This is a genomic window from Pedobacter foliorum (assembly GCF_013266735.1).
Lineage (GTDB): Bacteria > Bacteroidota > Bacteroidia > Sphingobacteriales > Sphingobacteriaceae > Pedobacter > Pedobacter foliorum.
In genome coordinates this window covers 114,625-131,052 of sequence record NZ_JABSNU010000004.1, presented here as the reverse complement: position 1 = coordinate 131,052, position 16,428 = coordinate 114,625, and the positions used below count along the sequence as shown (strand labels likewise).

12 protein-coding genes are annotated in these 16,428 nt (G+C 38.8%); 2 read left to right on the top strand and 10 right to left on the bottom strand.

Features of this window, described 5'->3' with window-relative positions:
• Window positions 1-20: 20 nt before the first annotated feature.
• Window positions 21-1,892: a tetratricopeptide repeat-containing sensor histidine kinase gene (locus HQN83_RS10350; RefSeq protein ID WP_173090266.1), complete on the top strand. Its 1,872-nt coding sequence runs from the start codon at window positions 21-23 to the stop codon at window positions 1,890-1,892.
• 5 nt (window positions 1,893-1,897) lie between these two features.
• Here HQN83_RS10350 and HQN83_RS10345 read toward each other — a convergent pair whose 3' ends face one another.
• Entirely contained in the window at window positions 1,898-3,016 is a 1,119-nt protein-coding gene (locus tag HQN83_RS10345) for a hypothetical protein (protein ID WP_173090265.1), read from the bottom strand.
• A gap of 108 nt (window positions 3,017-3,124) precedes the next feature.
• Between HQN83_RS10345 and HQN83_RS10340 the strand changes: the two genes are divergently transcribed.
• Window positions 3,125-4,927 carry an aminopeptidase P family protein gene (locus tag HQN83_RS10340; protein WP_317172500.1) on the top strand — a complete coding sequence of 601 codons (1,803 nt, stop codon included), beginning with the start codon at window positions 3,125-3,127 and terminating at the stop codon, window positions 4,925-4,927.
• A gap of 130 nt (window positions 4,928-5,057) precedes the next feature.
• Here HQN83_RS10340 and HQN83_RS10335 read toward each other — a convergent pair whose 3' ends face one another.
• The 9 genes from HQN83_RS10335 to HQN83_RS10295 form a co-directional block, all read right to left on the bottom strand.
• The gene (locus tag HQN83_RS10335; protein ID WP_173090264.1) at window positions 5,058-5,840 is read right to left on the bottom strand and encodes an SDR family oxidoreductase; all 783 of its coding nucleotides are present in this window, start codon (window positions 5,838-5,840) and stop codon (window positions 5,058-5,060) included.
• Between the two features lie 7 nt (window positions 5,841-5,847).
• Complete coding sequence (locus tag HQN83_RS10330; protein ID WP_173090263.1) at window positions 5,848-6,681, bottom strand: amidohydrolase family protein; 834 nt, start codon at window positions 6,679-6,681, stop codon at window positions 5,848-5,850.
• A complete protein-coding gene (locus tag HQN83_RS10325; RefSeq protein ID WP_173090262.1) occupies window positions 6,668-7,525 on the bottom strand; it encodes a fumarylacetoacetate hydrolase family protein in 858 nt (285 codons plus the stop codon). The genes HQN83_RS10330 and HQN83_RS10325 overlap by 14 nt, the downstream gene beginning before the upstream one ends.
• Window positions 7,526-7,554: 29 nt before the next feature.
• Window positions 7,555-8,319 carry an SDR family NAD(P)-dependent oxidoreductase gene (locus HQN83_RS10320; RefSeq protein WP_173090261.1) on the bottom strand — a complete coding sequence of 255 codons (765 nt, stop codon included), beginning with the start codon at window positions 8,317-8,319 and terminating at the stop codon, window positions 7,555-7,557.
• Window positions 8,320-8,329: 10 nt separating this feature from the next.
• On the bottom strand, window positions 8,330-9,988 hold the full coding sequence (locus HQN83_RS10315) for a UxaA family hydrolase (RefSeq protein ID WP_173090260.1): 1,659 nt from the start codon (window positions 9,986-9,988) through the stop codon (window positions 8,330-8,332).
• Window positions 9,988-10,323: an L-rhamnose mutarotase gene (locus tag HQN83_RS10310; RefSeq protein WP_173090259.1), complete on the bottom strand. Its 336-nt coding sequence runs from the start codon at window positions 10,321-10,323 to the stop codon at window positions 9,988-9,990. The genes HQN83_RS10315 and HQN83_RS10310 overlap by 1 nt, the downstream gene beginning before the upstream one ends.
• Window positions 10,324-10,350: 27 nt before the next feature.
• Window positions 10,351-11,601, bottom strand: coding sequence for an L-fucose:H+ symporter permease (gene fucP, locus HQN83_RS10305; RefSeq protein ID WP_173090258.1), 1,251 nt, complete (start codon window positions 11,599-11,601; stop codon window positions 10,351-10,353).
• A gap of 188 nt (window positions 11,602-11,789) precedes the next feature.
• Entirely contained in the window at window positions 11,790-13,928 is a 2,139-nt protein-coding gene (locus HQN83_RS10300) for an alpha-L-fucosidase (protein WP_173090257.1), read from the bottom strand.
• A gap of 19 nt (window positions 13,929-13,947) precedes the next feature.
• Entirely contained in the window at window positions 13,948-16,305 is a 2,358-nt protein-coding gene (locus tag HQN83_RS10295; RefSeq protein ID WP_173090256.1) for a PDZ domain-containing protein, read from the bottom strand.
• Between the last annotated feature and the right edge of the window lie 123 nt (window positions 16,306-16,428).

Here is a 16,428-nt window from a genome sequence, read left to right as displayed (position 1 = left end):
GCACTACGGTAAAAAAATTCATGAGACTAGCCAATGAGCACCTAAAGAATGGTAAAATGGATTCAGCGGATTTCTATTACAATAAGGCCGGAGTTTTGGCAAAAAAAATAAAGTATCATCGAGGTTTTTTTGATTACACAAGCCGTTATTCCAATTTTCTCTTTCAGGAGCTCAGATACAAGGAAGCCCTTATCATTGGGCAACAGCAATTGGAATTAAGTTTAAAGCTGAACGAGAAGAAACGGGCTTCAAAGGCCTATAACAATATTGCGTTACAGTATCATGCGCTTGGAAAATTCAATTTATCTGCAGAGAATTTCATTAAAGGGCTTCGCCTTTCTGAACAATTAAATGACCCATTAAATGAAAGGATAACTTATACCAATATGGCATCATTATTTTTTGACATTGGTGACAAAAAGAAAAGTATTTATTATGCTCAGAAGGGTTATGACTTAGCAATCCAACTAAAAGATGAAACCCAGATTGCACGAAGCCTTGTTAACCTTGGATGCAGCAAAACTTTAAATGGCAAGTATACCGAGGCAATAGCAGATTTTAAACAAGTAATTGCATTTGGGAAAAACACCGATGATATTACAATGGAGCTTAACGGCATTATCAACATTGCTGACATATACATCCGAACAAAGGACTACACGAAAGCCCTGGAATGGAATCAGAAAGGCTATGCTATGCTTAACCCAAATACTCCCGGAGATTATGACATTTATATATTGGGTGGCCTTGCAAATTCCTACTTTAACCTGAAGCAATACAAAAAAGCAGATCATTTCTTTAAGCAAGTAATTGGCAGCGCCGAAAATCAATTAACAAAGAATGAACTTAGAGATCTTTACCTCGTTGGTTCAAACTTAAAAGAACAATTGGGTAAACCCGCAGAAGCTTTAATGCTGAGAAAAAAATATCAGGCACTTAGTGATTCTATGTTAAATGCCAACACCCAAAATAGCATACAAGAGCAAGAGATTAAATATCAAAGTTCCTTAAAAGAAAAAACGCTGGCACAACAGAAGCTTAAACTTTCAAATCATCGTTATGAGTTGCAGAAACAGAATAAATGGCTCATTTTTTCTGTTTCTTTATGTGCATTGTTCATGACCCTAAGTTTGTTGATCTATCTGGTGTACCGACAAAGACAAAAGGTCTCTCTTGCTGAAAGGGAAAAACAATTATTGCAGGCCCGGTTAACCGGCGAGGAAAATGAACGTTCTCGGCAAGCCCGGGAGCTCCATGATGGTGTAGGAGGTATCCTATCCGCAGCAAGAATGCAGATGAGTACACTTAAAGATGAAATTGTTGGCTCCCAGATAGGCACCTATGCACGAACACTATCATTAATTAATTATGCTTCGGAAGAAGTCCGCAACATCTCACACAATCTTGCTCCTGAGGTAGTGCTAAATGAAGGATTGGAAATGGCAATTACCCGATTCTGCAAGAGAATTAGTCAGCCGGGACTAATCATCAACTGCTATTTAATTGGAAAAATTCCGGCACTAAAAAGTGAGTATGAACTGCTGATTTACCGCATCGTTCAGGAAGCAGTAAATAATATATTAAAACATGCAAAAGCGACAGAAGCAATTGTGCAGTTATCAATTAATGATACGCTACTGAGTCTTACCATCGAAGATAATGGAATTGGTTTCGATACGGCCATTTTCTCTAACACCGGAATGGGATTAATGAACCTGCAGTCGCGGACTTTGAATCTTGGTGGAACTTTTGAGATTTCCTCCTTGCCCAATTCAGGCACTACTATTTTCCTTGAATTTGATGTTAAGTCATTCATTCTAAATCCAGATCAGGAGGCAATTACCCTCAAGGCGAAGTCTTTTGCAACCCCAATTAATCCGGAAGCGTTTTAACATTCTTACTGCAAACCAGTTAACAGTTTTTTAAGATTTATTGTTTTTCGTATCTCACGAATAGCATCCATGGAAAGACCTCCTGATGATCCTTTTTCTTCTATTTTATATCTAAAAAGATCTATTAGAGCCAGTTGAATGGCATACACCGGTAATGACGCTTTTAAAAAATCTTTATTTGGGACTACCAGTTTCTTCCCCCTATTCGTAGTTGCAGGTGCCTGTTTCTGTTCAGCACTTAGTGAGGCAAGTTTTTGTTTTTCCTTCTGAACATCATCCTCATACTTTGCCACCATACGCTGTTGTTCTAATAAATTCCCGGCCTCTTCGGCCTTCATCGTGCTATCCGTTTTTTTCATTTCCCTTTCAAATTTTTCTTTATTTGTTTTTGCTTTCTCAGGGTCTGTTTTAGCCAGATAAGCTAAACCTTCATTTACTGCTTTTATAGTAGCGTCCTTCTTGGCTAACCACTGTTTATAGGTTGACCCTTTATTAAATGATTTTTTTACCTCTTCCAAATCCTTTTCCTTTTGTTTAATGCTGATTTCAATTACTTTGGCAACACTAACAGGTACAAATAATGGTTTATCTATTTTAGTGACAACAACCAAACCCTGTCGATATACTGGAAAGCCACTAATACTATCTATAATTTCAGGTTCTTCAAAATACCCATCCTCTCCTGTTCCAATTTTATTTGCCAAGAGAGAGATATCATTAAAGTAAACATTTATTGATGGCCCTTCTGCTGCCCTTTCAATTTTGGGATTATCTCCTCTTGTAAAATATTCGCGGATAATCATACCTGACTTTCCCGGAATTGGCTGTTTTGGATCGCCCCCGTTTTCACATAGTGCAGCATACAAGCCAATTTCATAGCCATTTGGCGGGTTTAAAAAGGGAATTTGATGGATCAATTCCATAAAACGACCCATATTGGAATACATTTGCTTTTGCTGATCCATTTTATAGCCAAAATATTGTGCCCGCTGATAAGACACACTCTTTTGAACTGCCGGAAACCAAACTCCTTTACTTTTAGCTAGCCGATAAGATTGCGCTGAGGCTATACTCCAAACTGTGCAAAAAAAACAAATAGAAATGAGCTGTTTAAGTTTTAACATAAAAAATGTTTAATTAAGTGGACTAAGTTCGGCTTAGCACACTTAGTTTTATTTCCTGCTATCACCAATTTTACTCTTATAAACAGATAAGAATTTAAATACATAAATTTGCGGACTAACAAAAAAAAGCTAGATATGACTTATCCGGAAAAACTGAGCGAGATACGCAAACAAATGAAGGCCGACAATGTACAGGCTTACATTATTCCATCTGCAGATCCGCATATTAGTGAATATTTGCCAGATCATTACAAATGCATTCCTTTTGCTTCGGGCTTTACGGGCTCAGCAGGCACATTGGTAATTACATATGACTTTGCAGGACTGTGGACTGACTTCCGCTATTTTGAACAAGCTGCTGAACAACTAGAAAACAGTGGTTTTGAACTGGTAAAACAAAAGGTGCAACATGCTCCTGAATATATTCAATGGTTGATAGAAAAATTAGAAAACGGATCTGTTGTTGCCAGCAATGAAAAGCTGCTATCTCTACTTTTAGGAGATTTGTTTACTCAACAGTTTTCTGTTAAGAATATCACCTTAGCCAATAAAGACTATTTAAATTCCATTTGGAAAAACAGACCTGAGCTGCCAAAGGAAAGTGCATTTTTAATCGCCGAAAAACACATTGGACAGTCTGTAAGCAGTAAACTTGCCGAGGTAAGATCAGCGCTAAAAAAACAAGGTGCTGCTTATCATTTAGTATCTTCTTTAGATGATATGGCCTGGTTATTCAACATCCGTGGAAATGATGTGAGTTACAACCCTGTAGTTTTAAGCTTTGCATTAATCAATCAGGACCATGCGAAACTATTTATTAACCCGGATAAATTAAGCACTGACGATAAAGAAGAATTACTAAAAGAGGGCGTAGAAGTATTTGCTTACGAAGACATTGAAGACGCTCTAGCGCGAATCCCTGAGAACAGCTCTATATTTATTGATCCAAAACGCAACTGCTTTGCCTATGCGAAGTTAGTTTCGAAAACAGTAAGCGTAATAAAGGATACCAATCCATCAACCCATCTTAAGGCCGTTAAAAATGAAACAGAGCTCGCAAACACCCGCACTGCAATGGTTAAGGATGGTGTTGCGATTACCCGTTTCCTAAAATGGCTTTCTGAAAACATTGGGAAAACGTTAATTACTGAACTTTCTGCAGCGGCTGAATTGCTTAAGTTTAGAGCAGGCCAGGAAGGCTTTGTTGGCGATAGTTTCAATACCATTAGCGCATATAGAGCTCATGGTGCCCTACCTCACTATGGCGCATCAGAAGAAAGTAATTCGGAAATAAAAGCAGAGGGATTATTCCTTCTGGATTCAGGTGGTCAGTATTTTTACGGAACTACCGATATTACACGTACCATCCCAATGGGAAATAATACAGATGAGGAAAGAACCGATTATACGCTAGTACTAAAAGGTATGATTGATGGTTGTAAAACCCGCTTCCCGAAAGGTACTTGTGGCTATCAGATTGATGCCATAACACGTAAGCCTCTATGGGATTATGCAGTTAATTATGGTCATGGAACGGGACATGGTGTTGGTTACTTTCTAAATGTACATGAAGGACCTCAGGTATTAAACCCGACAGCAACACCGATTGCTCTTGAGCTTGGAATGATATCATCTGTAGAGCCTGGAATTTATCGCCCGGGGAAACATGGTGTGAGAATTGAAAACCTTGTAAACACCATTAAGGATGTAACCAACGAGTTTAATGAATTCTATTCATTTGAATGCTTAACCATTGCTCCAATTAGCACTAAAATTGTTAAAAAAGACTTACTGGAACAAAACCAGATTGACTGGCTTAACGGTTATAATGCATTGGTGTTTGAGAAGCTTAGCCCGTTCCTTACTGAAGAAGAAATAGTGTGGTTGGCTGAAGAAACTAAAGGCATTTAGCCTACTTCAGTATAAGGGGGGAATGTAAATAGCAAAGGTTACATTCTTTAGATTTTTGCACCCTATTGGGGTTAATCTAAGGAATGTAACCTTTCTTATTTTTTTAGGCATTTTCTAGCCCCCTGCTTTCCTAGCTAACAGAGCGGTCCAAATGAACATATCCGCCATCAACGTAAACAAGTTGTCCTGTAGTATGGCTAGAAACCTCTGACAGCAAGAATATAGTTGCATTAGCTATCTCTTCTGCAGTCGTCATTCTATTTCCCAATGGGATTTTAGCTTTAATAGAAGCTAGTTTCTCTTCAGAGTTAGGTATAGAGCTAATCCATGTTTGATACAGAGGTGTATAACACTCCGATACAATCACCGAGTTTACACGGATACCGTGAGGTAGTAATTCAACTGCCCACTCTCTTGTAAGTGCATTACGGCCGCCATTTGCTGCCGCATAGGCTGATGTACCACCCTGGCCAGTATCTGCAACCTTTGAGCCTATATTAACAATAGATCCTTTAGATTTGATCAATGATGGCAACGCATGATGTGCCATTAAATAATAATGCACCATATTTTTGTGCAGGCTTTCGATGAATTTCTCATAGCTGCCATTGGTTAGACTTACACCGTCATTTACACCGGCATTATTTACCAATCCATCTATACGACCGAACTTTTCTAACACCTGGCTTACCGCCTTTGCATTATCTTCAGGATTAGTTAATTCAGCAACAACCTGAAATACCTGTCCACCACTCGCGGCCACATCATTGGCCAGTTTTAAATTATCTGATTCGTTTCTTCCAATGATAACAGGAATGGCACCTTCTTTGGCCAATACTCTTACAATGCCCTCGCCAATGCCCTTTGCACCGCCAGTTACGATAATTACTTTATCTTTTAATTGCAGATCCATAGATTGCTTATTTCAAATTGTAAAATTTAGTTGCATTACCACCCCAAAAAAGTGCCTGCTCGTTTTCAGAAAGCTTAGAAACATAGCTTTTAGCAAGGTCTATAACCTGCCCGTATGCCCCTGCCAACAAGCTTACCGGCCAGTCAGATCCATACATTACTCTATTTGCTCCAAAGGCTTCGAATACGACATCCAGATATGGGGTAAAATCTTCATTCTTCCAGTACTTCCAATCCGCCTCAGTTACCATGCCCGATGCTTTACAGTATACATTTTCATGAGCGGCCAGCTTTTGTATGTCAAGCGCCCACTCGGTGATGTGTTTATTTTTAATATCCGGTTTTGCAATATGATCCAGTACAAAAAGCTGATCAGGGAATTGAGCTACCAACTCCGGCACATACTTAAGCTGATCAGGAAAAACCAATATATCGTAGGTAAATCCGTATTTTTTCAGCTTGCTAATTCCGTTAACAAACTCCGTCTTCAACATCAATGCGCGGTCGGTTTCGCCCTGCAAAATATGTCTGAATCCTTTCATCTCCGGATGCTCACTTAAATCAGCCAGTTGCTCATTAATATTGTCAGCTCTTAAATCAACCCAGCCAACAACCCCTTTAACAAAAGGATTATCTTTAGCATTTTGAAGTTGAAAAGCATTCTCTTTGGCCGACTGATCTGCCTGAACAACGACACAACCATCAAAATTAAAATGCTCGAGTACAGGTTGCAGGTGCTTAGGAAGAAAATCGTCCTGCAGCACCGCCATATCATCTGTTATCCAGCTATCCCTTAAGGCATTATATTTCCAGAAATGCTGATGAGAATCAATTCTTAACATAATTTTTTACCTGTTGTTTTGATGTGCCAAGGCCATCAATGCCCAGTTCTACAACATCGCCTTCTTTAAGATAAATTGGAGGTTTAAACCCTAGTCCAACACCAGCAGGCGTTCCTGTAGAGATTACATCACCAGGTAATAAAGTCATAAACTGACTTACATATGCAATTACGAAAGGCACGTTAAATATGAAGTTAGAAGTATTGCCATCCTGCATTATTTTACCGTTAACGCTAAGCCATAATCTAAGATTATCAACATCAACTATTTCATCTTTAGTTGCAAGGAATGGACCTAAAGGAGCAAAAGTATCGCAACCTTTTCCTTTATCCCATGTTCCGTTTCTTTCGATCTGGAATTCACGTTCTGATACATCGTTATGCAACACATAACCAGCTACATAATCAAGTGCATCAGCTTCTTCAACATAAGATGCTTTTTTACCGATTACAACTGCCAATTCAACTTCCCAGTCTGTTTTAACAGAGTTTTTAGGGATAACGATATCATCAAAAGGCCCTACTAAAGCAGTAGTCGATTTCATAAAAATAACCGGTTCCGGTGGTAATGGTGCATTGGTTTCCTTTGCGTGATCTGCATAGTTTAACCCGATGCAAACAATTTTTGAAGGACGTGCTACAGGTGAACCTAAACGTGTGTTGGCAGGCACCTGAGCTAGCTTGCCTTCATTTGCTTTAACAAATGCTTCAAGTCTGGCTAAGCCATTATCATTAAAAAACTTCTCGTTGTAATCTTCGCCAAATGCCGAGGTATCATACCAAATATCGTTTACAATAACGCCGGTTTTTTCCTGATCGGCTGCTCCCCATCTGATTAATTTCATTGATTTATATTTATTTAAAAAAACTCAAATTAGTTATTTAATTTAACAAATCCTCCATCTAAAGGATAGTCATTTCCGGTTACAAAGCCTGCTTCGTCTGAACATAAGTATAATGCAAGTGAGGCCACTTCTTCCGGTTTACCCATACGACCGATTGGCTGACTTTTCGATAACTTTTCGAAAATAGCCTCTTCCTGACCCGCATAATTTTTAGCAATAAAACCATCAACAAACGGTGTATGCACCCTTGCAGGTGAAATACTGTTACATCTGATTCCATCTGCCATATAATCGCGTGCTACAGACAATGTCATTGCGTAGATAGCACCTTTACTCATCGAATAAGCAAATCTATCAGTAATACCAACTAAGGCAGCTATAGACGCCATATTAAGGATTACAGGAGCACTGCTTTTTTTCAATGCAGGGATAGCAGCGTACAAACAGTTATAAGCGCCTTTAACATTTACATTAAAGATTTTGGTAAAATCGTCTTCACTTGTGGTTTCAAGCTTTCCAACATGAGCAATACCTGCATTGTTAACCAGAATATCTATATTTCCTATTTTATTAAAAATATCAATTACTTGAGCTTGATTGCTTACATCACAACTATAACCTATTGCATTTCCGCCTGCTTTACTGATCTCATCTATGGTTTGTGCAGCAGCCTCAGCATTTAGTTCGATAATGTGAACCAAAGCACCCTGTTTTGCAAAAAGCACTGATATTGCTCTGCCAATTCCGCTTCCACCGCCTGTAATAATTGCTGATTTTCCTTTTAAACTGAACATACTTATACTATTATAATGAAACGCCTCTTTTCCATGGGATGAAATCATCCTGATTTAACAATACTGCTTTAGGAGTGATTTCGCCACTAGCAGCTTTGATACAATATTCTAAAATCTCCTCGCCCATTTGTTCAATGGTTTTTTCTCCGCGAATAATTGCTCCGGTATCGATATCAATAATATCACCCATTCTATTGGTAAGGGCTGTGTTTGTAGCTATTTTAATAACAGGACAAACAGGGTTTCCTGTCGGCGTACCTAAACCTGTAGTGAAAAGGATTAAGGTAGCACCACTTGCCGCTTTTCCGGTTGTTGCCTCCACATCATTTCCTGGCGTACACACCAAGCTTAAGCCTGGTTTAGTTGCAGGTTCTGTATAATCCAAAACATCTACCACAGGCGAAGTGCCTGCTTTTTTAGCTGCTCCCGTACTTTTGATCGCATCGGTAATTAAGCCATCTTTTATATTTCCCGGGGATGGGTTCATGTGAAATCCTGAACCGACAGCGTGAGCTTGTGCATCATACTCCTGCATTAGTCTGATAAATTTATCAGCCGTAGGTTTATCTACACATCTATCAATTATGTTTTGCTCAGCCCCACATAACTCAGGGAATTCTGCCAACAAAACTTTAGCGCCAAGTGCGACTAATAAATCAGAAGTATAACCAACTGAAGGATTAGCAGAGATGCCACTGAAGCCATCGCTACCACCACATTTAACACCAACGCATAGTCGACTAAGTGGGGCAGGACTTCTTTCTACTTTATTGATCTCGGTTAAACCCGAGAAAGTTTTAAGAATTGCATCTTTTATCAGTTGCTCTTCGCTTTGGCTTTGCTGCTGTTCAAAAATTAAGACCTTTTTGTTGAACGTAGGATTACGCTCTTTAATGTCATTTAACAAACTTTGAGTTTGTAAGTGCTGACAGCCAAGGCTAAGAACCGTAATACCGGCCACATTCGGATGATCTGCATAAGCAGCTAATAAATTGCTCAATAGATCGGAATCCTGACGTGTACCTCCGCAACCACCCTGGTGATTAAGGAATTTTATGCCATCAACATTTTTGAACACTCTGTTTTTGACTGCCTGAGCAGAAGCAAGGTGATCTATATCAAAAGATTCAATTGATTCGCCATCCTGATACGCGGTAAGCAACTGATCTGTAAATTGCTTATACTTATCAGTTACATTATAGCCCAAAGTGTTGTATAATGATTCCTTTATTACATCAAGGTTTCTGTTTTCGCAAAAAACAGTTGGTATAAACAACCAATAATTTGCTGTTCCTACTTTACCATCCTGACGGTGGTATCCGTTGAATGTTCTGTTTTGAAACTTTGATACATCCGGTACCTGCCATTGATAATTCACATCTCTGTAGGCATAGTCCTGAGAAGCATGATGAACATTTTCGGTAGTCATCAATCCTCCCTGAGGAATAAAAGCAGTGGCTTTACCAACCAAAACCCCATACATTAACACATCTTCTCCAATTGCTCTTTCCGTTATAAAGAACTTATGTTTTGCGTGTACATCATCCTGTAAATCGAATGTTAAGTTATTCCATTCAATTTTTAGCCCTTTTGGTAAATCTTGCAACGCTACCAGAACGTTATCGTCTGGATGTATTTGCAAGAAACTCTTATTAGTTATTATTGACATTATGCTTTTAATTCAAATATTTTATCCATCATCACCCATTTTTCACCCGGTTTAGAACCCGGAATAGCCTGCTGATATTTCCACATTAATTTCTCCCATTCCTGCACCTTTTCATTTGAGGCATCCATAGCTCCTTTCTTTTCAAAGCTAAATTTACCATTTACTTCCATAATCATGAACAGCCTATTGCCATATCTGTAAATTTCCATGGCATCAATGCCGGCAGAGGTAATACTGTCCTGAATTTCAGGCCATACCTGCTCGTGCATGACTTCGTATTCTTTGATCAGATCAGGATCATTTACCAGATCAAGCGCTAAACAATATCTTTTCATTTTATATATTTTTCTAAGGTTTTAATATTACGCTCTTTTTACAACCTTGTGTCCGGTTATACCAAACAGGAATACAACAGCAAAGCATATTAATGGCACGATATAACCAACCTGTATATCGGCTAAATCAGCAATATAACCCATTGCCGGCGGCAATAACGCCCCACCAACGATGGACATAATGATCAGACTGCTTCCAAATTTTGTGTCCTTTCCAAGATCTTTGATCCCCAGCGAGAATATAGTTGGGAACATGATGGACATGAAGAATGCAATACCAATAACAGCAAACAATGCTACAGTACCATGAGATACTATTGCAACAACGCACAGCACCATACTGGCTACGGCATAAATAGCTAATAAACGCTCTGCCTTTATAAATTTCATTAGGAAAGTACCAAGTACACGCCCGGTTAAAAAGGCTAACCCCATTCCAATACCTGCATAGCCAGCTGCCTTTTGCTGATCTATTTCCGCAGCTTTGGTAGCATACAGAATAAAAAAGCTAAACACACAAACCTGCGCACCTACATAAAAGAACTGCGCAAGAATAGCCCATCTCAGGTGTTTATGTTTAAGCGCATCCCATATGGTATGGTCAGTTGCTTTGTCGCCAGGCTCTTCTGTTTCTACAATTTCAGGTAATTTCAAAAAGACGAAGATGATTGCGATTACAAGAATAATACCTCCCAGCACTAAATAGGGCATTTTTACAGATGACGCTTCTGATGCCAAGGCAAATTCCCTTGCAGAAGCAGTCATTTTATTTAATTCAGCATCTGAAATACCTTCAATTAAAATAATTTTAGCACCAATTATCGGAGCTGTCATTGCAGCAAGCCCATTAAATGACTGTGCAAAGTTCAAACGAAAAGTTGCCGTTTCGGGAGGGCCAAGCAATGATGCATAAGGATTAGCCGCCGTTTCCAGAATGGTAAGTCCACATGCGATAATAAATAACGCTCCTAAAAAGAATACATATGCTTGGGTATTTGCAGCAGGTATGAATAAAAACGACCCTATGGCAAACAATGCTAAACCAAGAATGATCCCGGTTTTATAACCATACTTTTTCATAATGAATCCTGCTGGAAGCGCCATCACAAAGTAGGCGATGAATACAGCAGAATCTACCAATGACGCTTCTAAAGTACTTAGACTAAAAGACCTTTTTAAATGCGGGATTAGAATTGGATCTAAATTATGTACAAAGCCCCACATAAAAAACAGGGAGGTAATCATAATAAATGGAAACAGGTACTTGTTTTGAGTCATCTGGTTTAATTTTTTGGTTAGTCAAAGAACGCGTTTTTTGAAATGATTTATTTTATCATTTTACCTTATTATTAAGCTATTTTGGCAAATAAAGATTCGGTTAACTACATTGAGTGGCTCGTTACCCAATGTGCTCTTACAGAAATCTCAATTCATTTGCCAAAATAACTTAATCGGATTTGTTCTGATTATCTGATTTCAATTCGTGCATTAAATAGTCCGATAGTTGTATGCGGAGAAAGTGGATTGTGCAATTGCCAGCTAATTGGATAGTATTTCCCTTTCTCTACAGCAATTGGTTTTAGCTCCTGGCGATAAACCGTTTGATTTAATTTGTTATCAATGCTCATCACATTGATTTTTTTAAAGCCATTATAGTACTTCACAATCAACTGATTCTTTCCCTTTTTGAGTGGTAATAAGATTACATCCTTTAATTGTTTTTCTTTAAATGGATTGTTATGCTCTGCCAATACTTTTCCATTCAACGTAACAGTAACACCATCTCCACTGGTTATGCCGACAAGACAGGACTGATCTTTATCTGAAGTAATTTCCTGTAAGAAATAGGTTGCTGAATTTTTATCTGCCTCTATTTCATAAGTAACATTATTTTTCCTGTTAGCTTCCTTACTCCATACCTGACTGTCGTTATTTGGCCAAGGCTTACTCACATCTACATTGGTTAAGTTTCCATGTACCCCACCCATACCTGAGTAATAAGAGCCCGACTGGTAAATATCTCCCCATTGAATAGCTGCAGGATCATTCTTTAGCATCTCGGCACCAGTTCCGTTCAATGTAACAACGGTAGTTTTTCCATTAATTTCTAAATCTATTGCCTTCCCTTTTTCTTCGTCTGTATAATAGATAACAGGTGTTAGGTTCCCCCCTTTTGAAGGGCTGATCGTCCACGATTCCTTTACAGTGCTTTGATAACGGTTATTGTAATCTACTCCTGAGCTGCTATAATGCTTAAAAGCATTATGCGAGTTAAGGGTTAACGGTGTTTTAGTGAATGCGATGATGTTTGCTGGAGGCACAGAATATCCATTGGCAAACTCCACTACAATCACTTTAAATTCCTTTTCAATAGCTAAACCTTGAGGAACATTAATTGTTACGCCAGAAGCATTCTGACTGAATTTACCTTTTTTATTCTCCCCAAGAACGTACACATCATTAATTTTCCCTTTAAGTCCAGGAAGCGCTATTACTCCATTTTCAGGAGCTGAAAGCAAGTGCAAATAGATTTTATTTGGTCTGCTGGTAAGGCTTCCCCATTTAAATGAAATATGGAAAGGATCAGGATCTGTTCCATAAATGGCTTCTTTGTTCTTATCCAACCATTTGCCTATGCTTAGCAAAACATCCTTTTCGAAATCAACCACTGAACCATCTCCTTTGGGACCTATATTCAATAAGAAATTACCTCCGCGACTTGCAACTTTAATTAAGCTTGTCAGTTTTTCACGAATTTTCGCTTCCTCACTTCCTCTTTCCTGCCACGAACGGTAGCTCCAGGTTTCATCAAAGAAAGATGCAGGTGACTGCCATGGTACTCCAATTGCATAATCCGGCTCCTGATTATCACCCATCACATTAAAATCGCCCATATCGTTTCCGATTCTGCTACCGATCATACAATCAGGTTGAAGCTTATGAACTAAATCTCTTAACTCCCTGCTCTCGTCTGCATTTTGAGAGCCCATATCAAACCACAGCTCTGAAATTGGTCCGTAATTACTTAATAGTTCTGTAATCTGTTTTTTATTGTATTGCACATGCTCAGGTGTAATATAATCTGAATTACTACTCGAAATTGGAGAAGCCTGAGGGTAATGCCAATCGATTAAAGAGAAATACAATCCAAATCTTAATCCACCACGCTTGCATGCCTCAGAAAGTTCTTTTACCACATCTCTTTTGAAAGGTGTAGCATCAACCACGTTAAAATCTGTAGTATTGGTTTTGAACATACAGAAGCCATCGTGGTGTTTTGAGGTAATTACGATAGAACGCATACCTGCTTTTTTAGCCAATGAAACAATAGAATCTGCATTCCAGTTTTTAGGATTAAACCTTTTAGCCACATCTGCGTAAGTATCACTGTAGATACCTGCATGGGCCTGAATCTGTTCACTTAATCCCTTTGTAACTGGTTTTCCTTCCCAAACCCCACCTAAAACAGAATAAATTCCGTAGTGAATGAACATAGAATATTTTTGATCCTGCCACTCTTTTAAAGCTTTAGGGTCGTGCTGACCAAAAGCCAGGGTTTTACAGAGGGTTAATAATGCAAATAAAATGGTTGCTTTTTGTTTCATGTTTTACTGGTTGTCGTATTTATTTGAGCGGCTTATCTAAGTTGATCTTTTGTGTATTTTGGCTTCTAAAAATAGTCATTTCGACAGTTTTATCTGATTTATTTTTCTGCTGTTCGGCAACCAATTCAGCTACTTTATTTGTTGTTTTCTTTTTAAAAGAAAGGATAACATCATTAGGTTTTAATACCCCAACAAAAGGACTATTCGCATCTACACCAAGTACCAGAACACCTATTTCTTCAGGCATTCCTGTTGCAGAACGCTCGCCCAATGTTTCCAGGTTTTTAACTTTCAATCCAAACCATTCAGTAGACTCACTCATGTTTACACCTTCTATTCCCTTAAGGACAGGAATTGGTGCTTTTTTGGCAATTTTGCGTAAGGACGGTGATGTTACGCCAAATTTATCAGTAGCAAAGTTCTTAAAGCCTAAAGCCAATGCTTTAGAAGTGCTTTTAACGCTGTAGTCGCCAATTGAAGGATTTACAAATTCAGGGTTTCCAAATGTAGAGTGCTGATCTGTACCTGCCTGCTGTGATTTTTCTAACGAGGCTTTATCTGCAAAGAAGTTATAGTCGATCTCTTTACCCCAGAAGTTGATTCCGATAGGATAATAATTTCTGGTTACAATGTTATGCTTAAACACATCTCCACTGTTTTCGAACCAAACATGGGGATGAAATGAATTATTTAGAATGATATTATTTTCTACTGTTCTGTAAAACCCTTCACGAAGTTTTAACCCTCCATTTAAACAAACGTTATTATAGATGCGATAGTTGCTTGACCCGTCGTCCAAATCGATATCCCATCCATGCTCACAGTGAAATCTATTGTCGTGCAGTGTAATGGTCTTTATTACATCAGCTGTGATTAATGCAGGGTTATCTTTAACGATCTTATTCATTACAGGAACATCAGCATTCCAATATCTATCTCTACCCCATGAATTAAATGCACCATGATCTCCTGATTCCAAAACAGTATTGAAAACATCATTAAAGGCAATCTCATGGCCACCCCATGTTCCTTCACTAATATTTATACCTGCTCTTGGAACATCGTAAATGGTATTATGAATAGCATTGATACTCATCGACATTGAAATTTGCACACCTGCTACCTGCTTTTCAACCTGTCCCAGCCCATACATCAATGTATTTTCGACTGTACAATTTGCAGGGTAGTTGTTTGTTTTTGGTCCACGAACCGTATCAATTTCGTTAAATGGTACAAATTGAGCATATTCGAAACTAGGAGAACGAACCGCTTTTGGATCGCCAACAAAGCAAACTCCGCTCGCCCCTGCGTAAGCGATATGACAGCCTGAGACTTTATTATTTCTGTTGTAATTGCTTAAAAATATGGCATTGCCTCCAACATGGTTGAAGTAACAAGACCTCACCTGGCACGACTCTGCTCCTTCCATCAAAACTGCACCACCTCTGTATATGGTCCAATCGCTACGCAATAGTGGCTCTTTGGTTTCCATAAACGTTCTAAGTGTATGGGTAAGTTCAAGGCCTTCGATGTTTATATTTTTAACAGGAGTTTTTTCGGAGCCCTTAAATTCAAAAAGATGTTTTAAGCGAGGGATTTCGACTTTAGATCCGGCAAGGTTAGTGTTGGACGGTTCTGGGTAATAATAAAGCATCTTTTCCTCTTTATTATAATACCACTCTCCTACTGTATCGAGTTCTTCGAATATATTTTCAACGAAGCGATGCTTCTCATGCATCCCCATTTGGCGGTTATTTTGGTAGCCACCTTCCATTTTCAGTTTCCCTTCTCCATCTTTTCCGGTAATCTGGTATTGATAACCACCCCACTCTGCTCTATGCAATGCATGGATAAAACCACCTGTTGGGTTTTTCCAGCTAGCTATGCGCTCTGGGCTCAATGCATCTGCAGAAGACCCACCAAAGAACCTTACTGCAGGATTGTAGTTAGGGTATCTAGCCATGCGTTGCTGATGGCTGTTAATGAAAAGCTGATCAAGAATATAGTCGCCACCAACCTTGGCTTTCATGATTTTGCCTTTATAACTTTCCCATTTTAAGGTTAAAGGAGTTCCGCCACTGACAACTACTTTTTCGTTTGCATATGGCTTTATGGTTAGCTCGCCATTTGCTTTTCTTGAATCTTCAGGAGTAAACACAACGGTTTGTGATAGATAATGCGTTCCTCCGCGGAGGAATATAACAACTTTGCCAGGGGTATTCCGCGCAGCAAGTTGCGCTCTTTTTATAGTCGCAAAAGGCTTTTCTCTGGTTCCTGAATTTTTATCACTCCCTTTTGGGGAAACATAGAAATCTTTGGCGAAGGCACAATTGATTGTCAACAATACGGCAAATAGAAATGAGAACAAAGATTTCATTAGCTTTCTTTTTAGGTTTAATTTGGTTTATTAGGTTTCTCAAAGAAAGCGAATTACAGCATGCAAAATTTGCATAAATTGTCTAAACATTAAGCGATTTTGGCATTAGACCATGAAGATATG